The organism is Argonema galeatum A003/A1, from assembly GCF_023333595.1.
Lineage (GTDB): Bacteria > Cyanobacteriota > Cyanobacteriia > Cyanobacteriales > Aerosakkonemataceae > Argonema > Argonema galeatum.
In genome coordinates this window covers 22,632-44,642 of sequence record NZ_JAIQZM010000045.1, presented here as the reverse complement: position 1 = coordinate 44,642, position 22,011 = coordinate 22,632, and the positions used below count along the sequence as shown (strand labels likewise).

21 protein-coding genes are annotated in these 22,011 nt (G+C 46.1%); 7 read left to right on the top strand and 14 right to left on the bottom strand.

The genetic code is table 11. The features are described from left to right. Positions 1 to 222: 222 nt before the first annotated feature. The 4 genes from LAY41_RS28650 to LAY41_RS28635 form a co-directional block, all read right to left on the bottom strand. Positions 223 to 747, bottom strand: a complete 525-nt coding sequence (locus tag LAY41_RS28650; protein ID WP_249105528.1) for a hypothetical protein — start codon at positions 745 to 747, stop codon at positions 223 to 225. 315 nt (positions 748 to 1,062) lie between these two features. Then, complete coding sequence (gene argB / locus LAY41_RS28645) at positions 1,063 to 1,956, bottom strand: acetylglutamate kinase (RefSeq protein ID WP_249105526.1); 894 nt, start codon at positions 1,954 to 1,956, stop codon at positions 1,063 to 1,065. Positions 1,957 to 2,246: 290 nt separating this feature from the next. After that, entirely contained in the window at positions 2,247 to 2,798 is a 552-nt protein-coding gene (locus tag LAY41_RS28640) for a shikimate kinase (protein WP_249105524.1), read from the bottom strand. Beyond that, complete coding sequence (locus tag LAY41_RS28635; RefSeq protein ID WP_249105521.1) at positions 2,740 to 4,308, bottom strand: NB-ARC domain-containing protein; 1,569 nt, start codon at positions 4,306 to 4,308, stop codon at positions 2,740 to 2,742. Before LAY41_RS28635 ends, LAY41_RS28640 begins: the two co-directional genes overlap by 59 nt. A 356-nt stretch (positions 4,309 to 4,664) precedes the next feature. Here LAY41_RS28635 and LAY41_RS28630 point away from each other — a divergent pair, with 356 nt between their 5' ends. Continuing rightward, positions 4,665 to 4,910 carry a hypothetical protein gene (locus LAY41_RS28630; RefSeq protein WP_249105519.1) on the top strand — a complete coding sequence of 82 codons (246 nt, stop codon included), beginning with the start codon at positions 4,665 to 4,667 and terminating at the stop codon, positions 4,908 to 4,910. Positions 4,911 to 4,922: 12 nt separating this feature from the next. Here the strand turns inward: LAY41_RS28630 and LAY41_RS28625 are convergent, their stop codons facing one another. The 3 genes from LAY41_RS28625 to LAY41_RS28615 form a co-directional block, all read right to left on the bottom strand. Continuing rightward, complete coding sequence (locus LAY41_RS28625) at positions 4,923 to 5,636, bottom strand: lipopolysaccharide assembly protein LapA domain-containing protein (protein WP_249105517.1); 714 nt, start codon at positions 5,634 to 5,636, stop codon at positions 4,923 to 4,925. Positions 5,637 to 5,717: 81 nt separating this feature from the next. Further along, positions 5,718 to 6,335, bottom strand: a complete 618-nt coding sequence (locus LAY41_RS28620; RefSeq protein WP_249105516.1) for a flavin prenyltransferase UbiX — start codon at positions 6,333 to 6,335, stop codon at positions 5,718 to 5,720. A 295-nt stretch (positions 6,336 to 6,630) separates the two neighbouring features. After that, the gene (locus LAY41_RS28615; RefSeq protein WP_249105514.1) at positions 6,631 to 8,979 is read right to left on the bottom strand and encodes a ribonuclease R family protein; all 2,349 of its coding nucleotides are present in this window, start codon (positions 8,977 to 8,979) and stop codon (positions 6,631 to 6,633) included. A gap of 1,044 nt (positions 8,980 to 10,023) precedes the next feature. On the opposite strand from LAY41_RS28615, the gene LAY41_RS28610 reads away from it, so the two are divergent. Next, positions 10,024 to 10,833, top strand: a complete 810-nt coding sequence (locus LAY41_RS28610) for a hypothetical protein (RefSeq protein ID WP_249105512.1) — start codon at positions 10,024 to 10,026, stop codon at positions 10,831 to 10,833. A 291-nt stretch (positions 10,834 to 11,124) separates the two neighbouring features. Here the strand turns inward: LAY41_RS28610 and clpP are convergent, their stop codons facing one another. The 4 genes from clpP to LAY41_RS28590 form a co-directional block, all read right to left on the bottom strand. Further along, a complete protein-coding gene (gene clpP, locus LAY41_RS28605; RefSeq protein WP_249105510.1) occupies positions 11,125 to 11,730 on the bottom strand; it encodes an ATP-dependent Clp endopeptidase proteolytic subunit ClpP in 606 nt (201 codons plus the stop codon). A 224-nt stretch (positions 11,731 to 11,954) separates the two neighbouring features. Further along, positions 11,955 to 12,734, bottom strand: a complete 780-nt coding sequence (gene panB, locus LAY41_RS28600) for a 3-methyl-2-oxobutanoate hydroxymethyltransferase (protein WP_249105508.1) — start codon at positions 12,732 to 12,734, stop codon at positions 11,955 to 11,957. 43 nt (positions 12,735 to 12,777) lie between these two features. Continuing rightward, positions 12,778 to 13,434, bottom strand: a complete 657-nt coding sequence (locus tag LAY41_RS28595) for an alpha-ketoglutarate-dependent dioxygenase AlkB family protein (RefSeq protein ID WP_249105505.1) — start codon at positions 13,432 to 13,434, stop codon at positions 12,778 to 12,780. Between the two features lie 24 nt (positions 13,435 to 13,458). Next, the gene (locus LAY41_RS28590; RefSeq protein WP_249105503.1) at positions 13,459 to 14,526 is read right to left on the bottom strand and encodes a ligand-binding sensor domain-containing protein; all 1,068 of its coding nucleotides are present in this window, start codon (positions 14,524 to 14,526) and stop codon (positions 13,459 to 13,461) included. 285 nt (positions 14,527 to 14,811) lie between these two features. On the opposite strand from LAY41_RS28590, the gene LAY41_RS28585 reads away from it, so the two are divergent. The 5 genes from LAY41_RS28585 to LAY41_RS28565 all read left to right on the top strand — a co-directional run bounded on the left by LAY41_RS28585 (position 14,812) and on the right by LAY41_RS28565 (position 17,786). Continuing rightward, entirely contained in the window at positions 14,812 to 16,242 is a 1,431-nt protein-coding gene (locus LAY41_RS28585; protein ID WP_249105500.1) for a form I ribulose bisphosphate carboxylase large subunit, read from the top strand. Positions 16,243 to 16,326: 84 nt separating this feature from the next. Beyond that, positions 16,327 to 16,725: a RuBisCO chaperone RbcX gene (rcbX, locus tag LAY41_RS28580; protein ID WP_249105498.1), complete on the top strand. Its 399-nt coding sequence runs from the start codon at positions 16,327 to 16,329 to the stop codon at positions 16,723 to 16,725. 55 nt (positions 16,726 to 16,780) lie between these two features. Then, positions 16,781 to 17,116, top strand: a complete 336-nt coding sequence (locus LAY41_RS28575) for a ribulose bisphosphate carboxylase small subunit (protein ID WP_249065666.1) — start codon at positions 16,781 to 16,783, stop codon at positions 17,114 to 17,116. 143 nt (positions 17,117 to 17,259) lie between these two features. After that, complete coding sequence (locus LAY41_RS28570; RefSeq protein ID WP_249105496.1) at positions 17,260 to 17,604, top strand: hypothetical protein; 345 nt, start codon at positions 17,260 to 17,262, stop codon at positions 17,602 to 17,604. Beyond that, complete coding sequence (locus tag LAY41_RS28565; protein ID WP_249105494.1) at positions 17,604 to 17,786, top strand: hypothetical protein; 183 nt, start codon at positions 17,604 to 17,606, stop codon at positions 17,784 to 17,786. Before LAY41_RS28570 ends, LAY41_RS28565 begins: the two co-directional genes overlap by 1 nt. Positions 17,787 to 18,206: 420 nt before the next feature. Here the strand turns inward: LAY41_RS28565 and LAY41_RS28560 are convergent, their stop codons facing one another. The 3 genes from LAY41_RS28560 to LAY41_RS28550 form a co-directional block, all read right to left on the bottom strand. Continuing rightward, complete coding sequence (locus LAY41_RS28560; RefSeq protein WP_249105492.1) at positions 18,207 to 20,093, bottom strand: NB-ARC domain-containing protein; 1,887 nt, start codon at positions 20,091 to 20,093, stop codon at positions 18,207 to 18,209. A gap of 169 nt (positions 20,094 to 20,262) precedes the next feature. Further along, positions 20,263 to 20,598, bottom strand: coding sequence for a hypothetical protein (locus LAY41_RS28555; RefSeq protein ID WP_249105489.1), 336 nt, complete (start codon positions 20,596 to 20,598; stop codon positions 20,263 to 20,265). 355 nt (positions 20,599 to 20,953) lie between these two features. Next, on the bottom strand, positions 20,954 to 21,898 hold the full coding sequence (locus LAY41_RS28550) for a hypothetical protein (protein WP_249105487.1): 945 nt from the start codon (positions 21,896 to 21,898) through the stop codon (positions 20,954 to 20,956). Positions 21,899 to 22,011: the final 113 nt, after the last annotated feature.

The window sequence follows — 22,011 nt, the reverse complement described above, 5'->3', positions numbered from 1 at the left end:
ACATTGTAGAGACGTTTCATGAAACGTCTCTACAGCCTAGAGACATAAAGGGGGTAATCGTTGCGGATTTGGTATAAGCGGCATCGACTTCCCTGCGAGCGATCGACTGGCTCTTCCGTATTTACTATGCTATTTGGGCAGAGGGGCAGAGGGGCAGAGGCATAAAAATGTGATTTTTTGAACAAAAGCATCACAACTCCGAAAGAGCCAATCTTTTGCACTTCAAAAACTCAACCAAAGCAAACCGCCGAGGGTGAGAACGGCTGCGATAAGCGCGACCCAGATAAATAGATTATCTTTGGTATTTACCTGGCCTAGATCGACGGGTTCGCTTTGAGGGCGTGAGGGAGGAGGACTTTTTACAGATGAGGTAGGATTGCCCAAACGAGATTTGGTTTCATTGTCGCCGATCGCGCCCAGATCGGGAATTTGAGTGAGCCATTCGGGACGGCGATTGAGCTGAGGAGCTTCTAAAATATAGATCAAGCGGCGACTTTGTTTGCGGGTTTCGATACTGGGATGACGATCGAGCTGCTTGCAGAGAGAGAGAGCCTCATTCCTTTGACCGGCTGCTTCGTAAGCAGTCACCAGCCAAATTTGGATCTCGCCACCGAGACGAGAATTGCGATCGACCAAAGCACTCGCCTTTTCCAAATGCTGAACCGACTGGCGATACTGCCCGCCTTCAAAGGCAGATTTGCCAGCTTGGTATTCTGTTCTGACAATTTCTAAAGTTTCTGCACTCACTGGTGATTTCGAGTTAGTTGTCTGGTTTAACTGGCCTGCTTCTTCTAGGCTAACGCTAAGTACTTAGAGCAATGCCGAAAAGTAGGTTTTAAAGATTTTTTTACCACAGATAAACACAGATAAACACAGATGTGTAGATGATTATGCTAGAAAACTTAGCGCGATTAGATTATGGTAATGCTTCCCACGGCGAAGAGTTTAAAGCGGGACAGTCGAAGCATTGCCCCTACGAGGTAGTATTTCCCCCCCCCTCTCCGAGATCGGAGAGGGGGGTTGGGGGGGTGAGGTTTCGCCGGAGCTTTTTCCCTCTCCTAACTAAGCCATAAACTGCGAGCCTACGATCATAGAGCCAATACCGGCGTCGGTAAAAATCTCCAACAGCAGCGCATGAGGAATCCGACCGTCGATAATGTGAGTAGCGCGGACGCCTTGGGCGAGACTGCGGACGCAACAACTCACCTTGGGAATCATCCCACCGCTAACAACACCGGATGCAATTAGCTCGCGAGCTTCTTGAATATCCAGCTTAGCAATCAAGGTAGACGGATCTTTGTAATCCCTGAAGATACCCGCCGTATCCGTGAGCAATATCAACTTTTCTGCGCCTAAAGCCGCTGCCAGTTCTCCAGCCACAGTATCGGCGTTGATATTATAAGCTTGTCCCATGTCGTCCGCCGCTACGCTGGACACCACTGGGATGTATCCACTCTTGACGAGGGAATTCAAAAGCTTGATATCCACAGCGCTTACTTCCCCCACAAAGCCGATGCCTTCTTGGCCTTCGGGACGCGCTTTGATCAAGTTGCCGTCTTTGCCGCAAAGTCCCACCGCCAAACCACCAGCTTGGTTGATCAAGGCGACAATCTCTTTGTTTACCCGCCCTACTAAAACCATTTCCACCACATCCATCGTGGCGGCGTCAGTAACCCGCAGACCATTTTTAAATTGTGGCTCGATTCCGAGTTTATCCAACCACGAGTTAATTTCCGGGCCACCGCCGTGTACTACTATGGGTCGCAAGCCCACACATGATAAGAAAACTATGTCGCGGATAACTTTGTCTTTAAGCGTGCTGTCTTTCATAGCCGCACCGCCATACTTGACGACAACAGTCCGACCGGCCAATTGTTGGATGTAGGGAAGTGCTTCGCTGAGTACCTGTACGCGAGTGGCATCAGCCCTCTGAATATATTCGTTTTCGTTGACCATGAGCAGTTTTTGAGATGGAATAAGGTTTAAACGCAGTTTAGATGAGGTTGCCACTCTTAATTATCTCAACGGCAACAGTTTGTCTTTTTCTCTAGTAGGATTTGGTAACGAAACCCAACCTACCAGGACTTACGCACTCATGCCCCCCTTGCCCCCTCCCCCAAATCTGGGGGAGAAGAAGTCTTGTCCCCCCCAGATTTGGGGGGTTAGGGGGGCCTATACGTAAGTCCTACCTACAATTCCTCCTTGTCTCCCTTGTCTCCCTTGTCCTCCTTGTCCTTTTTGACTTTTCAGGGAGGAGAAATTTCTGGTTTGAGAACTTTGGGAATCTCTTCCATCACTCGCGCTGCTAGTTGTTCGGGTGTCTCGCCTGCGTCTGCGGTGACTCGAATGTCGGCTTGGGCATAAAGCTCTAGTCTTTGTTCTAAAAGCATTTGCAGCTTGATGTTGCGATCGGCATCCTTTAAGAGGGGGCGCGTCGTGTCTTCTGCCAAACGGACTATCAGTAGTTCTACGGGTACGTCGAGCCATACGACAAGACCGTGGTGCAAGTAACTCCAGTTTTTTCGGCGCAGAACTATGCCCCCGCCGGTCGCTACAGCTAGTTTTGTGTACGCCGACAGCTCTGCTAGCACCTGGCTTTCGATTTGCCGAAAGGCATCCTCACCAGCAGTTGTAAAAATTTCGTTAATGGATTTACCCCCCGCTACTCGCTCGATAACGGCATCGGTGTCAAAGAAACGGTAGCCTAGCTGCTGGGCCAATAAGCTTCCCACGGTCGTCTTACCAGCTCCCATCATGCCAATCAGGTAGAGATTGATTCCCTTTAAAATATTGTTCACCTGTTAAGCTCTCTGTACCGTTTGCGTCAGGACTGGTATTTATTTTACCGAGAATTTGGTAAGTTTTGGGTTGTTCTTTCTCAATGGCTCGATAATGTGTTTCTTGGCAGGTATGCTTAATTTGCTGTTCGTTAAAATACTCCATAAATATAGGTTGAAGCTTAAAACTTGTAGCATTTCTATAAATTAGCGATCGCCTTGCCAAAGATGACAACACTTCTATTAATTCGAGTCTAGATATAGAGGGCGTCTTCTCCTTTACCATTTCTGGCACAATAACTAGCTCTTCATTAATCGCTAACCATTCTATTACTTGTTTCTCGACATTTGACAATCGATTTAACTGTTGTTCTAATAATTCGCGAATTTCTCCAAATACTAATACATTTTGCCGCAAAAAATCAGATATATTACCATTAAATAATTCTTTAATAGTTGTTAAAATTATTTTTAATGCTAAAGGGTTACCTGCATAACCTCTAATTAGTAATTTACAGTCTTCTTCGGAACCAGACACGCCTTTAGACTTAATAATTTCCTGACATTCAATTTCTGACAAACCTTTTATACCTAAAGAGCGAGCTGGTAGTATAGACCCTTCAATTGATGCTATTGTTTTAATTTTTTCGCGACTGGTAAGTACCAAACAGCTTTGATGTAATACTTCTCCAGCTCGTTTGAATAGTTCCCCGTAAGCTTCATATCCCTCTCGAAGATTGCCTGTGTAAGTATTGGGTTGGAGAAGAGACTCAACGTTATCTAGTACCAGCAAGCAACGAGAACCTCTTAAGCAGTCAATCAGTTGTGAAATTCTACCAGCTAAGGTTTCTGATAAAGTAGTTGCATTTAGATCGTCATTAGATAAAAATTGAATTAGGTTACCTAAAAAATCTTGGATGGGTGGAGCATGACGGACCGATCGCCAGATTGAACAGTCAAATTTCTCGTTAATTTGTTGGGCAAGGCGTATCGATAAAGCCGTTTTGCCAATTCCCCCTATACCTAGCAGCGCCACCAAGCGACAGCGATCTTTAACAATCCATTCTTCTAGCTGAGCTAATTCTTTTTGGCGTCCGTAAAAGATATCGACATCAATTGCCTCTCCCCAATCGTAGCGCTTATTGTTTGATGAAACTAAGTAATTATTAACCTGGGATTGATAAGATGGAGCAATTTTATATCCAGCTTCTTCCAGTAAGGTTGTAACGCGACTCCAATGATTAATTTTTACTGTTTCCCCAGTTTGGGAAATCCGCATTGATTCTATGTACTTATACAAGGCATTAGATAGATAAACCCTCACCGAACTGCTAGTGCGAGTTTGATAGATTGCATTTGCTATTTCGGCGGGACTATAACCGCAAAGTAATCCTCTAAGAATCTTTTTTTCAACGGGTGTAAGACCTTTGCCTTTAGCAGAGGCCAGATCTATATATAACTTCTCTAAGTGCCAGCTATTAGCTGCTTCTGTAAATTCTTCTTGCACTTTCGTTAATAATGTAGATGCCATGCCACTGATTTACTAACGCATTTTTAACGTAATGTTGATATATGTTAGCTATTTTCAACATCTAAAGTATAAAAGACTAACGCAATTAATAACATCCGTGCAATGACGGATAACTCATAAATGAGTTAACATAATCTTCATGGAAACTTTATACAGTCTTTATAAAGTTTCTATGAAGAATGGCTAAAAATAAAGGTATGCGATGAATCTTTTTGATTAAAATCGTGCTACTACCTGTGTTACCCGGTTCTGTAAACACTGCGGTTGCTCAGGGTGCCGTCCAGCCTTCACAGACTTTAGCTCAGTGAATTTACTGGTTTCTCCTTTTAATATTGCAGTTTTTGCAGGTGGTAAAGATGTATTTAATCCGCGAAGTTGTCCAACAGGCTCTAACGACTGGCTATCTGAGTGTTGCCGCAGAAGAAGATCTACGCCAGCTTTTGCAGAAAAGGTACGATCTCGAAGATCTAGATGCCTTCATGGCCTTGCAGCAAGAAGCAATGGCTGGTAGGGTGACGCAAGAGTCCCGCGAGTTAATCAAAAATCAGTATTTTGGCCGTGGTAATTTGTGTACTCCCATGTGGGAAGCTGATGTTGCTTGATGGCGGTAGATTTTACGATCGAGGAGGGGAGCGATCGCTTTCATCATCAAATTCATCGTCATCCTCAAATCCCCAATCCTCTTCATTCCCACTTTTATTATATTCCCAGTCATTTTCATTTCTTTTTGGCTCCCCCCGATAAGGCGGCGTGATGACTCGATACTCTGCATCGTAAACAGACTCAGTTTTTCCCACGCCCGAATTTTTAGGTTCTTTATAGCTATAGGAATATACAGAGCCAGCTTTGGAGCTACTTGTCGGCGCTTGCTCGGTTTCATAAGTAGTGCGGTTTCTGGCATTATCCTGACGCTCTTGAGTATCACCGATCGGGCCTTCTTCATCATCCGCGTTCTCCAAATAATCATATTCCGCCGAACTTTGGGTAGTGGAATAAGAGCGACTTTCATTGGGTGAAGAACTTTCCGGAGATTGCCATCTATAACGGGAGCTTTCCGCTTCAAGTGTACGAATGCGGGATTCTGCTTCGCGGAGCGTCCTTTGGGTGACTTGCAATTGTTGCTCAGAGAAATAATTCGAGAGTTGGAACAACAGAGATAGCAGCAGCGAAGAGAAAAAACCAGTTGCTAGAGCTACGATAACCCATACCCCTAGAGGTAACGGCAACGACTTCGCGCCCAAAAACGCCAGCACGACTGGCGACAAATTGTATAAGGCAAATAGAGTTAGCCCTAAGAGAAATATAAGCAGCAATACAAGGCGAGACATAATTGGTAATTGGTAAATTTCAAATGTGAGATTTCAGATTTCAGATTTTAGATTTAATTTCAATTCTTTAATCGAAAATTACTAAAGGTGTCCTGACCAGCGATTGATAGGAATGCAGTCAATATCCAGTTGATCTAAAGCACGAGATACCACAAAATCCACCAAATCTTCAATTGTCTGGGGATTGTGATACCAAGCTGGAATAGCCGGAACAATTCTCGCACCAGCCTCCGCCAAACTCGTTAAGTTCCGCAAGTGAATCAAGCTGAAGGGCGTCTCGCGGGGGACAATCACGAGTTTGCGTCCTTCCTTGAGCTGAACATCAGCTGCACGCTCCAAAAGGTCAGAACTCAGACCAGCTGCCAGCTTTGCTACCGTACTCATACTGCAAGGCATCACAATCATCCCCAAAGTACGGAAAGAACCACTAGCAATGTTAGCGCCCACATCGCCCCAAGGGTGACAGCGGAGTTTTCCTTTTGTTTCCACCCCGCTGTGGAAGCGCCAGAATTGCTCCTGCTGGATAGGATTGGCAGGCATACTTATATTTTGTTCTGCTTGCCAAACCATATAAGTAGATTTAGAGGCAACAAGCTCGATCGCCATCTCCGCTTCCAACAGAAATTTTAATGCTCGCACGGCATAGATCAGGCCAGATGCCCCTGAAATGCCTAATATCAAAGGTTTGTCATTGGTCATTAGTCATTGGTCATTAGTCATTGGTCATTGGTCATTGGTCATTGGTCATTAGTCATTAGTCATTGGTCATTAGTCATTAGTCATTAGTCATTGGTAGTAGCTAGTGCAAGTTGTCAGTTGTCATTGGTCATTGGTCATTAGTCATTGGTCATTGGTGATTGGGGAATTGGGAATTGAGAATTGAACACTGGTGATTCTCTCCCCCACTCCCCCACTCCCCCACTCCCTTCTTTACTTTTGACTTTTGACTTTTCTAGCTCCTTTTTGACTTTTGACTTTTGACTTTTCTATCCCCTTACTCATCATCAATATTGATAAAAGGGTCTTCATCTAAATCCTCGTCTGAAATTTGATGGTTGCTGCCTACCGTCACCAAGTCTATTTGCTGACGGTAGTAATCGACGCTTTTGACTTGGACTTCTACACGATCGCCCAATCGATACTGCTTCCGGTTTTTACGCCCCACAAGTGCTTCTTGGCGAGAGCGATACTCATACCAGTCATCTTTGAGAGAGGATACGTGAACCAGTCCTTCTGGGTAAAAGTACTTTCCATCCTGTAGCGGCACTTGCATTTCCACAAAGAAACCGTAGGATTGGACACCAGTAATTACCCCTGGGAACACCTCACCAGTGCGCTCTTTCATCAGCTCGGCTTTTTTGAGCCCTGCCAAATCTGCCTCAGCGTCCTCTGCCTCTTTTTGTCGCTCATTGAGGGGTACAATCACTGCTGTCAGATGAGCTTCCAGTTCTTGGTGGATGCTGGGTGGCAGAACGTTCCAATTGATATTACCGTGGCAGGAACTGTGGCCCAGGTTGACTTGTTCTTTGGCGCGGGTGGTACGGCGATCGCGTCCATGCTCAAATACCGCTTGCAGTATTCGTTGCACGAGTAGATCTGAGTAGCGCTGCGCTGGAGAGATGCAGTGAGTATAGGCGGTATCCAAAGCCAGACTAAAGTGAGAACCGGGTGTGGTGCTATAAAAAGCTGGCTTTAAGGTTCCTTGCAGGAGAGAGTCGAGGACTTTCTGTGACTTAGAAGCGGCAAATTGTTGGATAAATCTTTGGAAATCAGAAGGTAGAACTATATCTTCCTGCTCTAGTTGCAAATCTATGCCCAGATTGCTTGCCAACTTGATCAATTCTTGTGCATCATCTGGATCGGGTGCAGATTGAATCCGGTACATTCCCGGTACTCCTAGCGCATTTATATGGCTAGCCACCACTTGATTCACCAAGATCATCCATTCTGCCAGGAGCGATCGATCTGGGCGGGAGGGCAAGGTCACCAGCACATTATTCGCTCCTTCATCGCTGAATTGGCTGCTGAACTGCTCGGTCGTTTCCGGCTTTTCTAGAGCAAATCCACCCCGCTGTTGCCGGTGTTCTTTCACCATCTGACTTAGCACCAAAAGTTGGTCAAGCGTCGGAATGACTGGTGCCAAGTCGTGCATAACTGCTCGACCGATCGCAGTTTCGTGGCGCTTCATAATTGCTCGTGCTTGAGACTGGGTTAGTTGATAGTCTACCTGGATGACGCTTGGTAGAATCTCAAACTCCACCAGTTGACCGGAGCTGTTCAGCGTCAGCTGCACCGAGATAGCCAGCTTGTCCTCTCCCATCAACAGAGAACAACGCTGCAAAACCGCTTCCGGCAGTAGGGGCAACACCATTTCGCCCAGATGCACGCATCTACCGCGTCGCTGGGCTTCCCGATCGATCGTTGAATCGGTCTCGACGTATGAGGCTACATCGGCGATGTGAACGCCTACTCGCCAGTTTTCGGCATCAATTTTTTCTAAGGTAAAAGCCTGTTCTACTAGCAAAGTACCTGACTCGGACTCTTTATAGCTGTCGGGAGTAATTGCGATCGTAACCAAGTGACGCAGATCGAGTCGATTTTTTAGATCTGTTTTGCTGATGGAAGTTGGCAATTTTTCAGCTTGAGCCAACACAGCGTTGGGAAAGCGCCTTGGTAAATCGTGCTTGCAACAAACGATGTCGATGTCTGCTGCTGCTTCGGCATCGCTGCCCAGGATTTGCGCCACGCGACCCACGGGGGGCTGAGTCGCTAGGGGGTAGCGCAGGATTTCTACATGAACCAGGTGGTCTATTGATTGGCCCAGGTTTTTTCCGTTGGCGAGGAGGTCGAGTTCAAATAGCAGGCGATCGTCCAAGGGAACTGCCCGGTACACTAGGCGTCCCGCCCGGTCTGCGCTTTGCTTCACTCGCGCCAGCACGCTGGGGTTGGCTCGCTCCAGAACGAGCCGCACTTCTCCTTCTGGGCTGCGTCGCCGGTTCCCCTCCTTAGTGATTTTGACCAGGACGCGATCGCCATTCCAAGCTGTACTCAGATGGCTTTCCCGGACGTAAATATCAGCCGCGCCCTCTACATTTTGAATAGCAAAACAAAACCCTTTACTCGAACAGCGGAGTTTTGCTTCGACCACACCGGGCTCAAATACCCGGCGATACTTACCCCGCTCTTTTACCAAAATGCCAATTTTTTCCAGAGCATCTAAAGCTATTTCTAATTGGCGCAGACCATTTTCCTCTTGGCAACCCAGTTTTTTCTCCAAAGCTTTGGCAGCGACCAATTTTTCATCTGGAAAATTAGAAAGCAGTGTAGCGATTGAAAATTCCATGTAGCGACTCAATCCTTAGCGTCTCAATTGCGTTCTTTTAACAGCCGCGATCTGGTTTTACCAGATCTGGGCAAAACCCCAGATTGCTCTTGGGCTACCAACTTAAGCCGGGACGACCTCACCCCCCTTGCCCCTCCCCCGCTCCGATCTCAGAGAGGGGGAGCAAGATTTCCCCCCAAAGTTGGGGGGAGGGGGCAAAGGGAGACAAAAATGTCCCGATGCAAGGTTGGTAGCCTGCTCTTGCAATGCAAGAGCAACTTTGCTGCTTCTCTTCAAGCACTGCTAGGTCGGGGGAAGGGGTAAAGTGTAAAAGGAAAAGGAATTTTCTTCATTTTCCTTTTACCTTTTCCCTTTTCCTTTTCCCTTCTTCCGCTACTGATGTATGTTTCGCCAAACATAGGCGAAACGTTTGCCAAACATAGGCAGTGCCCGAAAGGGAGAGCATTACGCTCTTATAGCCAACACATCCACCTATTCGCTCTCAACAGTTAAGATATGTAGATTCCCCTAACAGATACAGCCATTATTCATTAGTCATTAGTCATTAGTCATGATTGACTGTTAAATTTTCACAGTCATGACTGCTGACTGCGGACAACTGTCTTTGTCTTTCCTTCAGCCATTCTCACGCCTTTACACGCTCGTTTTTTTAGGGTGAGAAACCGCTGAAGGAACCTACTGGCTCTCCGGCAGTGGGGAGGGGGTAAGAGCGTTAAGCGTTGCGGCTCTCCGGCGATGCGGATGAACGATCGCGCAACAGCAGTCAGGAGTAGGGACAAAGCAAACGGAAGCGAAAAATTTTGGCTTGGGCCACAAATTGTCTTCCGAATGGTAAAGCCCGTACAGAAGTCAGATTTTAAAAGTCAGCGTCGCTTGGGCTTTCAAACCCAGTAACAAGTTACTAATGAAGAAGAAAAAAGTTTGCCTATCTCTTCTTCTCCTGACTTTTGTCTGCCGACAGCTGTCTTGTCGATCTTATTGTAGGTTTAGAGCGGTCATCACGAAAACCGCGATGCTCGAAGATTCCTCTAGGGTATTAATGCTATGTTTGCACAATTTCAAGCTCGTTATCCCACAGGCAGTCTAATCTCTGAATTAATGACGATTTATCACGGCAAATATGTCGTGCGGGTCTTGCTTCTCTTTGAGGGCGTTACGCGGGCAACTGGTATGGCAGTTGCCGATACAATTGAGGCGGCAGAAGACCAGGCGAGAATTCGGGCGCTGGAAGTAATGGGAATTCGTTTATCTGCGGCGGCAGATTCTCAACCTGCTGCTGCTGAATTTCCCAAGCGATCGGTGTTTTCGTCAGAACGGTTGGAATCTGGCAATATGGACAGTATTTCTACGGATACGAGTTGGTTAAGAGAAACAACTGAGCCATCTTTGTCAGAGAAGACAACTTTCGTACCACCGCCTGGAATGAGTGCTATTTCCACTGTAACGAGTGCGGCTGTTACGGGCAATCTCGATTGGACGCGGGATGATTATGTTCGCAATACTGAAATAGCTTCTTCTGTAAATGAGGCCCAGCCGACAATTTCTTTTAGTAGTAAGGTGACGCCAATTGAATCTCGTCGCCACGATCGGGAAATGAGCGCTGTTGAGTCCGACTTGGTAAGTACTGAAATCAACACTAGCATTGCCGATCCCACTAATTTGTCTGGGCCGATCGATCATTCAGAACTGATCGCTCGGATCGGAGTTTCAATTAAACGACTCGGCTGGAATAATAAACAGGGAAGCGATTATCTACAACGCACGTATGGCAAAAAAACACGCCACGATCTGACGGACGAAGAGTTGGTAGAATTCCTTGAATACCTGGAATCTCTTCCCAACCCCACATTGTAGCGCTCGGTTACTCGTGCAAGGATTTATCAGATGCGAAAGTTGCTAGTTACAAATATTGTCGGTTCGATCCCCCCTAGCCCCCCTTAAAAAGGGGGGGAACTGCCTTCAAAGTCCTGCTTTTTAAGGGGGAACCGCTTTCAAAGTCTTGCTTTTTAAGGGGGAACCGCTTTCAAAGTCCTGCTTTTTAAGGGGGAACCGCTTTCAAAGTCCCCCTTTTTAAGGGGGATTTAGGGGGATCGAAAACCTATAACGCTTATAACTAACAACTGGCGTTATTAGTGAATCGGTGTTCTAGACTACGGCTAAAGGTTTGCTACCAGCTGCGGTGCGATCGATCACTTGGTCGATCAACCCGTAGTCCTGCGCTTCCTTCGCTGACATGAAGAAATCCCGCTCCGTATCTTCCTCGATCCGCTCTATGGGCTGACCTGTGTGTTCTGCGAGCATCTCATTCAGGCGTCGCTTGTGGTATAATATCTCCTTCGCCTGGATCTCAATATCCGTTGCCTGCCCTTGAGCGCCACCCAGCGGCTGGTGAATCATAATCCGAGAATGGGGCAGACTCATCCGTTTGCCTTTAGTCCCGGCGCTAAGGAGAAATGCTCCCATGCTAGCGGCCAATCCCGTACAAATCGTGCAGACATTAGGACGGATTTGTTTGATGGTGTCATAAATCCCCATACCTGCCGATACAGAACCACCCGGCGAGTTGATATATATGTAGACATCTTTTTCCGGGTCTTCGGAGTCTAAAAAGAGCAGCTGGGCAACAATCAGGTTGGCGAGATCCGAGTCAATTTGTCTGCCTAAGAAGATAATCCGCTCCCGCAGCAGTCGGGAGTAGATATCAAAAGCACGTTCGCCGCGCCCAGATTGTTCAATAACGGTAGGTATCATGGTGTCTGCATATCCGGTAATTTTTCTTAATTTTATCGATTTACGCTCTTAAAGGCTTTGGCGGTTATCCGAATCGAGATCTGATTCCCTTACTTGCTCTCCCTGAATCTCCCTTAACTTTTTGAGCTTTGCCTGAAATAGTCCCATCTTTGTAAAAATTTAAAACTTATTTTTCTGGCGCGAATTCGATCGATTCGTTCATGAATTTTTTACGGAATTGTATTTTAGGAATCGGGAAATTTTCGCTCTCTTACCTCATTACCATAACTTTGCACGGCTTGTGCGATCGCTTCTCGCAAATCAACATAAGATTTAGCAAAAGGTGGCTGTTTATGGGAAAGCCCCAACATATCGGCAGTAACCAAGACCTGTCCATCGCAGTGTAGCCCCGCACCAATTCCAATTGTCGGAATTGTTAGCTTTTGGGTAATTTGCAACGCCAATTCAGATGGAATATGCTCTAAGACTACAGCAAAGGCACCAGCTTCTTCAAGTGCGATCGCTTCTTGTAAGATCCTCTCTCCCGCTTCCGGCGACTTCCCCTGCTGACGATAACCCAACTTATGCACTGACTGGGGCGTCAAACCCACATGGCCCAGCACTGGAATTCCCGCTTGTACGAGATGGGAAACGGTTTGTGCCATTACCGGATATCCTCCCTCCAATTTTACCGCTTGAGCGCCCGACTCCTTAAGCACCCTCCCTGCGGAGTGCATTGCTTGCTGAAGACTTTCCTGATAACTCAAAAACGGCAAATCGCAAACCACTAACGCCTGCTTCACAGCTCGACGCACCGCCTTAGCATGGTGTATCATCTCATCCAGAGTCACCGGCAGAGTGGTTTCATAGCCCAAGGCCACCATTGCCAGAGAATCTCCCACCAGGATAACATCCACACCAGCAGCATCCAACACCTGAGCAATAGCATAGTCCCAAGCTGTTAGCGCCACAATCGGACGTCCTTGCTGCTTCCATTGAATTAATTGCTGGGTTGTGACTGCCATTTATTATAGGTAACTTTTCGCTCGCTCAATGTTTCCTTCCTTATTACTTTATTATCACTCTAAAAGTCAGGTTTATTCTGGGTTCGACTTTCTTCGATGTCTTTGGTATTTGATGCTGCCAATAGTGCTGCGTTGCACCGGCCATTAGCAGAAAACTTCCATCTCTGAGTTCGAGTTCTGTCTTCAAATCCTTGTTGTCTATGCGCCTAAACATAAATATTCTTGTTTCACCAAAACTAACAGAACCTATAACTGGATTTTTACCTAGTTCTGGTTCTGCGTCAGTGTGCCAACTGATTCCATCATTGCCATCACGGTAAAGATTTAACAAAACACTGTTGAAGTTGACCTTGGCAACGTCCTCGATTCTCACTTTTAGATCGAGAAGCGTTGCAGTCCAAGGTTCAGGGTTAAATGAGATACCAGAAAAGGTATACGATTTGTCACTATCTCCGTACCATGCAGTTTTTCTTGGTAAGTCTACTTCTTTCCCGTAGAACTTCATCTTATCCTGCCGCCACTTGATTTCGTTCGGCAGAGTAGTAAATATTTCTCTGCTTTCATTACGATCGAAGAAATCATGGTATAAAGTTACTTCTGCATCAGGCATTTCAAGTCTTTCTGCTGCTTTTATTCCTGTTTCAAATCGAGCGAACAAGTCTAATTGGATTGCATTGCTATTAGAATGCTGCCTCTTCATTTAACCCTCCCCTCCTCCCCCTCTTCAATACTGGGGACTGACGCGAGTAAAGGCGCGATGCGCCCTAGCAGCACCAGTATTCAAGTTTACCCAAGCCAGTCCTTCGCGAGTCCCCACCCATAACTTATTGCCGGTATCGGGAGAAAGGGAAAACACTCTTGCTAGGGGTAAACCAGAAACTTGTCCGGCTAGAGTACCAGTATACGGGTTGTAGCGAAACACAGCTCCATCTGTTCCCACCCAGAGGCTACCGAGTTCGTCAACGCGCAATGTGGTGATATTGCGTTCAGCCAGTTCGGTAACAGTTCGCACCACTTTACCCGTTAGCGGGTCAAGTTCGATCAGACTGCTGGGTGTTCCCACCCACAGAGTACCTTTGGGATCGAGGGCTAAAGCTTGTACAGTAGTGCCTGGTAAATCGGTAACGCGACTAATTGGATAGGCACTTGTCGTATCAATTCGTACCAAACCGTCGAGGGTGCCCACCCAAAGTTGACCTTCAGGATCGAGACTGAGGGCGTTGGCGCTGACCCCTGGCAAATTTCGCAGCGTCGTCATCAATAATCCTTTATCGGGACTGATTAGGGATAGACCGCGATCGCCACCCACCCACAAATAGCCCCGTTTGTCAATCAAAAGCGACAAAACTCGGTTGGAGGGCATAAAGAAATTCTGTGCCGTAATTTCGTTGGTGCGGGGATCTACTCGCTGCAATCCCTCGTAAGTTCCCACCCAAATTCTTCCCACCTTGTCTTCGGCTAAAGCACCGATGTTGACATCAGGTAAGTTGACCCGCGCCAAAATTCTACCAGTGTTGGGATCGATTCGCGCTAAACCCTGGGAAGAACCCACCCAGAGGTTTCCGGCAATGTCGCGTAGCAACGCACCGACGCGATACTCTGCTTGCTCTTGTTGGCGCTGTATCCTCTGCAAGTCCACTCCGGGCGGTGGCGCTTGAGGCGGGTAGATGGAAGTATCTCTTACCGCCGATTGGGCTAGGACAGTACGGGTGTCGGTTCCTGCAAGGATTGCCAAGAGGCCCAGTAGGGTGGCATTCAGGCAAATACTGTTATGTCCGCTCAACAATGGCATAAAATTCTCCTGACCAAATCATTCACAAATACGCTACCGTGTCAATATTATTTTTAACTTAATTTAATCCCTGAGAAGAAGTGGTGGAATGGGGAATAAAAAAATCACAAGATGTCGCTTTGCGTATCTATGCCGCAACAAATATTTATACCTATTGCATTCATATAAATATAGATTATGACATTCTCCAAAAAATTTGAAGTTTACCTAATTGATTTCTTGATATAGTTTTAACAACTGCCAGATAGGCAAAAAAAAATTCAAGTAATTCCAGGAACAGACATTATGTCTTACGCCCAAACCAAGACTCAGACAAAAACTGGGTATCAAGCCGGAGTAAAAGATTACAGGCTGACTTATTACACCCCAGATTACACGCCGAAAGATACAGATATTCTGGCTGCTTTCCGCGTCACGCCTCAGCCGGGAGTTCCTCCAGAAGAAGCAGGTGCTGCTGTGGCGGCTGAGTCTTCTACTGGTACTTGGACAACAGTTTGGACTGACTTGCTGACCGACCTCGACCGTTACAAAGGTCGTTGCTACGATATCGAACCCGTTCCGGGCGAAGACAACCAGTACATCTGCTTCATTGCTTATCCATTGGATTTGTTTGAAGAAGGTTCTGTCACGAATATGCTTACCTCGATCGTAGGTAACGTATTTGGTTTCAAAGCTTTGCGTGCGCTGCGTCTAGAAGACCTGCGGGTTCCCGTTGCTTACCTGAAGACATTCCAAGGCCCACCCCACGGGATTCAAGTTGAGCGCGACAAACTCAACAAGTACGGTCGTCCTTTGCTGGGTTGTACGATTAAGCCCAAACTAGGTCTGTCGGCTAAGAACTACGGTCGTGCAGTTTACGAATGTCTGCGCGGCGGTCTGGACTTCACCAAAGACGACGAGAATATCAACTCTCAGCCATTCCAACGCTGGCGCGATCGCTTCCTGTTTGTAGCAGAAGCCATCCACAAAGCGCAAGCAGAAACTGGTGAAATCAAAGGTCACTACCTGAACGTCACCGCCCCCACCTGCGAACAAATGATGCAGCGGGCTGAGTTCGCCAAAGAACTCAAAATGCCCATCATCATGCACGACTACCTTACCGCTGGCTTCACCGCCAACACCACCCTCTCTAAGTGGTGCCGCGACAACGGTATTCTGCTCCACATCCACCGCGCTATGCACGCCGTGATCGATCGTCAAAAGAATCACGGTATCCACTTCCGCGTATTGGCTAAGACCCTGCGGATGTCTGGTGGCGACCACCTCCACTCCGGCACCGTCGTCGGTAAACTGGAAGGCGAACGCGGCATCACGATGGGCTTCGTTGACTTGATGCGCGAAGACCACATCGAACAAGATCGCTCACGGGGTATCTTCTTCACCCAAGATTGGGCTTCCATGCCTGGAGTAATGCCGGTTGCTTCCGGTGGTATCCACGTATGGCATATGCCAGCGTTGGTTGACATCTTCGGCGATGATTCCTGCCTGCAATTCGGCGGCGGCACTCTGGGCCACCCCTGGGGTAACGCTCCTGGCGCAACTGCTAACCGCGTGGCTTTGGAAGCCTGCGTCCAAGCTCGTAACGAAGGTCGCAACCTCATGCGCGAAGGTGGCGATGTCATCCGCGAAGCTTGCAAGTGGAGCCCTGAGTTGGCTGTTGCTTGCGAACTGTGGAAAGAAATCAAGTTCGAGTTCGAGGCAATGGATACCGTCTGATGTAAGTGCTGAGTGCTGAGTGCTGAGTTACAGTTAAACGAACTCAACACTCAAAACTCAAAACTCTTGGGGGCGGGGTCAAAAATGGATCTCAAACAAATTGCCAAAGACACTTGCAAGACGCTGATTAGTTACTTGACCTATAAAGCCGTGCGGATTGTCCTGGATCAGTTGAGCGAAACTAATCCTCCTCTGGCTTACTGGCTGAATAACTTTTCCTCAAAAAGCAAACTCCAAGATGGAGAAGCTTATATTGAGGAATTACTCCGGGAAAAACAAGATTTGGCGTTTCGGATTATGACTGTGCGCCAGCATCTGGCGGAGGAAGTGACAGACTTTTTGCCTGAGATGGTTCGCACTGGCATTCAGGAGGGCAATATGAAACATCGGCGTCAGCATTTGGAACGGATTACCCAACTAACCGTGTCTGACCCCGGCCCACTTCCAGAAGAGCAAACAGATTCACCAGCCGAATCTGGATAACTTCGACCTTTAGCCGATCGATCGGAAATACAAGTACAAGGAAAACCAGCAAGCAATGAAAACTTTACCCAAAGAGCGTCGTTACGAAACCCTTTCCTACCTGCCTCCTCTCACCGATGTACAAATTAACAAGCAGATTCAGTACATTCTAGACCAAGGCTATATCCCAGCCGTGGAATTCAGCGAAACTTCTGAACCTGAAATGCACTACTGGACTCTGTGGAAGTTGCCTTTGTTCAATGTTACCACTCCTCAAGAAGTTATGAATGAGGTGAAATCTTGTCGTTCGGAATACTCCAACGGCTATATCCGGGTGGTAGGTTTTGATAACGTGAAGCAGTGCCAAGTTCTCAGCTTCATCGTTTCCAAGCCAAACACCAGAGGCTACTAGATCTGAAATAGCACATCTGAATAGTTAGTTGTGTAAAGTAGGGGCAATTCACGAATTGCCCCTATTTTGTTTGTGTGGGGCCGATCGCGGTATGCTGATTAAGTTCGCTCAGTATGCCGATTTACAGTAAAATTAAAATAAAGATGCCTATTCCGTCAGAAATTCAAGCTCTCATTGACAGGCTTAACCAAGAACTGAATGAGACTGAGCAAGAAGCAACAGAGGGATTAACCTTAACCAGGCAAAATTTATCCCGTTTTCCAGATAATGCTATATTAATCCAGTTCTTTGCTTCTTTCAGTAATCTCCTAATGTTTGTAGAGATCTACAGGCGAAGAGTTCAGGCTACTGTTGAGGAACTGGAGGAAACAGATGTCCCTTTCGATATAATTCAGGAAGCAGGGGAAGATTTGGCAACTATACTGGGTCAGGTATTAGAAGCTAAAATAAATGCTAATAGGCTCAAGAGTCGTTTGGAAAACCGATAATGATACAACCAACCCTCGATGACAAGCAACTAGCAGAACTCGCAGATAGTCTTGAACTTGCTATAACTCTCGAACAGCAAGCGAAAAATCTGTGTGATTTGGCAGAAGGTTTTGCAGAAAAATATGAAAAACGTCTGCATAAAATTAGAGAAGCAGCAAAACAAAAAGTTGCTGAGAATTAATAGTAGTAGCAAGGTGCGATCGCATTCCCATCAAAAGCCCGATATGCCTACGGCAGGCTACGCCAACGCACTAAAATCAAAAATATAGAGTAGGGCCGATCGCATTTGATAAATTGGCAGATATTTAGTGAGTATCGCTTCAAATTTACCTCGATCGATTTGCCATCTTGCACCTACGCTTTTCACCCGCCTGGAGTTCAAACCTCCGGGCTAATAGCGAAAGTTGTCTAAAGACAACTGAAGAGAAGTTTTAATGGGTCTTCTATAGTTACTATGCTAAGTTTTAAGTAGGTAGGCAGGAAAATTTATCGTTGAGACAAGGCAGAAGGGAAGAGGGTTTTAGCCAAGTTTACTTTTCGTTACATACTTCTGTTTATTTGCGCCTTCCTACTTAATCCAGGATAAAAATTTCAGTCCACTTCAGTGGACTTTCGCTATTAGCCTGCGAATTGATTCGCAGGCGAGTGCTAGATTGTTACGAAAAATAACTGTATTGGGATGACTTAGCACCTGTTTAGAAACAACCCATCTTATCTTTTTGAATTGCCGATCGAGTAAAAATCCCTTTTTCAATAAAACCCATAATAAAAATACTTGAATTAAGAATTTTAGGAATGCGTTGAAGCTTGGATGTAACAGAAGATCCCAAAGGGATTTAGCATAATATAAACCCAGAAATATCGGTACTGAAAGTGTCAAAAATAAACTGATACGGCGTAATTTAGTCTTTGGGTGATTACTGCCTAAAGCTATTGTGCTAATTCTCAAAGCTGGCAGCCAAAGCAAAGTAGCTTTCCAAAAGCGTGCTTGGGCAAAATTGAGGAATGCCAAATAGCTTAAGCAAGTAGCTACATGAAAATGTTCTTCTCCCAAACGAGATTTCGTTACTGATAAACCTTGCTGACACCAAGTTTCTGCTATAGGATAATACGCCTGAACTTCATAAAATCTCCCTAACCCAATGAAAGGCGAAATTAAATCTTCGTCAGTCACTACATTAATGAGATTTTGGGTAACTTCTACTAAATGGGGAATTGTCAGTTTTACTGATTCGATATCATCAAGAGTAGGTCTTTCAGGAATTTTTTTTGCAAATTTCACAAATCTAGCTACAAAACTTTGCCTGAACTTCTCCGCTTCCTGTAATTCCGACAACTTTAATTGCAGAAACTCTCGAATCAAGGGATGAATTTTGTAGCCAGCTTCAATTTCTTTTACTCGCTGCATCAAATGCCGTTTGAGAAGTTGCTTTTTCGCTTCGTTGATATCTGATTTCGGACAATTAAATAAATCAGGTTCACACTCTACCCATTCCCAAACAAAAACATCCGGTGCAAATAAACTCAAGAACGCAGTCACAGGCTGCGTCAGGGTGTCGAGTTCTTGCCAGCTTAATTCAAATGCGGCTTTTACCCCTCGCTTGGCAGTCATTTCCGTATCCTGCAATTGCTCATCTGAGGGGTTAATTGCCTCATCTGACAAGCGCTTTTCTTTCAGCCTCTCCAACATTTCTGCCAAGGACAAATCCGGGTCTTCCACCAAATACCGCCCCACCAATTCCAACCCCAAAGGCAGATAACCCAGCCATTTACACAATTCGGTTGCCGTTTGCAGTTCTCTCTGCACCCGTCTTTCACCCACCAAAGCGGTCAGCAATTCTAATGTTTTATCGGGTGAGAGGACATCCAAAGGTAACTCAACAAAATTGCTGTCTAGATTTCGTAATCGGGTAGTAATTAAGATGCGGAAGCGATTAATTTTAGGCAGAAAATCTCGACAACTTTTCCAATTCGTGACATCATCCAACACCAGCAAAAACGCTTCTTCTGGTGGTTGCCAATTCTGCCAGCACCAGTTTACCTGTTCTTTCAGGGTCAGCGGTTTTTCGCCAAACTTCTGCGGCACTTTCAATTTCAGATAAGGCTGGGCCAACAGCAAAATATTGGTGGCTAACTTCTCATCTCTGGCTGTTAACCAGCAAATCCCACCAGGGTAATCTTGTTCGTGTTCCCGTGCGTATTTTATCGCCAGTTCGGTTTTGCCAACGCCACCCATTCCAGCAACCGCAGAAATCACCACACGATCGGATTTCTGCAACTCTTGATGCAGTGTTTGCAGTTCCGCTTGTCGTCCGACAAAGTTGGCGACACCTACGTAAGGAATATATTTGATAGGTTCGATCGGTTTGGATGAATGGATATTAATTTGTGGATTATTAATTGTATTATTTCCATCTTTAATATTTATACCTTGCCAATTTTCGTTACTCATATTGTCGGCGGCTGGATAGATTTGGGCAATAATCAAAATCTTTGACTTCGCTTCTGTCCCGCCCGGAAATCAATTTCCGGGCTAATAGCGAAAGTCCATTAAAATGGACTAAATACAAATCTTTTAGTCCATTTTAATGGACTTTCGCTATTAGCCTGCGATTTGAATCGCAGGCGGGTGTGTCGGCAAACAAACAATTTCAATCTCATTTGCTACCAAAGTTTAAATTCGGGTTATTGATTGTATTAATTCCACCTTTAATATTAATCCCTTGCCAATTCTCAATTACAGTTTTAACAGCTTCCGCCACTTGGGGATTTTCCTGAGTTGCTGCTAAATCTTCGATCGCAGCTTTAATCTCCGGGTCAGCGATCGCCGCTTGTTCCACCTTTTCCACCAAAACCGCCTCGCCGTAATCTAATGGTTGCTGCTGGGCCAGTTCGGGACGCTGTGCAGCTAGTTCGATCGCACCCGCTGTATCGGGAAACCTGTCCTTAAGCAATTGCATTACTTGCTGGCCTTTTTCCAATGACTTATCCATCAGTATTTCCCCAGTCCTTTGCAAAGCGCCATTAGCTAAACCGATTAATCTCCGATTAATATAAAAATGACGGTAGGTTCCATATAATCTCGATCGAGATAGATTATCTCTATTCTTAGCTCGCTCGCGGCAATTTTGCCAAGGTCTGGGGTAAGGGGAAGCGATCGCATTATACTTCGCACGGGCATAAATGGGCGAAGCATTCCGTAAATAATTTGTTGGTTGAACCCAAAGATCTTTGACGGAATGCTAATGCCTACGGCACGCACTCGCGGGAGCCCCTACAGGCATAAAAAAAGCTCGGTCTGTGATCGTGCTAAGTATATGTGAGAGTGCGATCGCCTAAAACACCTACTCAGTTAGACTCCCCTCCAAACCTTTCCAACAACTCCTCGCGAGAAAGGGTCAGTAGCAGAGGTGCTAATTCTTCTGGCGGTAACTGTAACATTGGTGCGATCGATCGAGCCAGTTGCTCATCCAGTGCGCCAAATCGAACTCTTAGCAAGTTTTCCGCCAGCAGCCGACCTTGCTGAAGACCTTGCTGAAGTCCTTGCTGAAGTCCTTGCTGAAGTCCTTCCTGAAGTCCTTCCTGTACGACATCTTCCCGCCATTTCAGATAAGCTGGTGATAAGTTCATAAGTACCTCCGTATCCTCTTCATCTAAATTTTGACTCGTTTGCAAGTTAAAGTACCACCTACCAACAATTTCCAGAATATTTTTGGAAAAAGGATGGTTACTGGGTAACGCTTTAATTTCCTGTACGGCTTGTTTTTGAGTCTCGCGCCGTCCCATAATTCGCAACCACAAAGTTGCTTCGGTCTTTGGTAACTGATTAATCGCTACCAGTGCCGTTTTCTGATATTCTGGCAAAAAGTAAACGCCTTCAACCCAATTCCCTGAATTATCCAGTTTTGCGCCAAAACCATTCAGCAAATTTGCCGAACAAGTAGGTGATAAAATCCACAAAACTGGCAGTTCCGCTTCCGAAACAGAATCGTTTTCTCTTCTCGCCTTGCGTAAAAGTTCGCCATGCAGCGAATACAATTTAAGCAAGCAGTTACGCACCTCAACTGGGCTAGGCTGATTCCGAAAAGGCTCAAACGAACAAGCAGATAATGCCATTTGTCCCAACAAACCCAAAACTTGTGGTTCTGTCGAAGGCGACGCCGTTGGTACAAACCAAACATCCACTTGACGGACTTCTGGCGATACATCCCGACTGGTTTCCACCTGTCCCAAAGGTGCTAATAACTCCTCTAAATATTGTTTAGCAAATTGGTCGTGAAGCTGTCGCGTCATCTATTCCCCAAGTTAGATTAACTTAAATATATGATACAAGGTTTAACAAGACGCAGAGCATCAGTAATTTGGTGACCAGGTTGAACCTGGTCACGAGGATAATTTACAGCGGC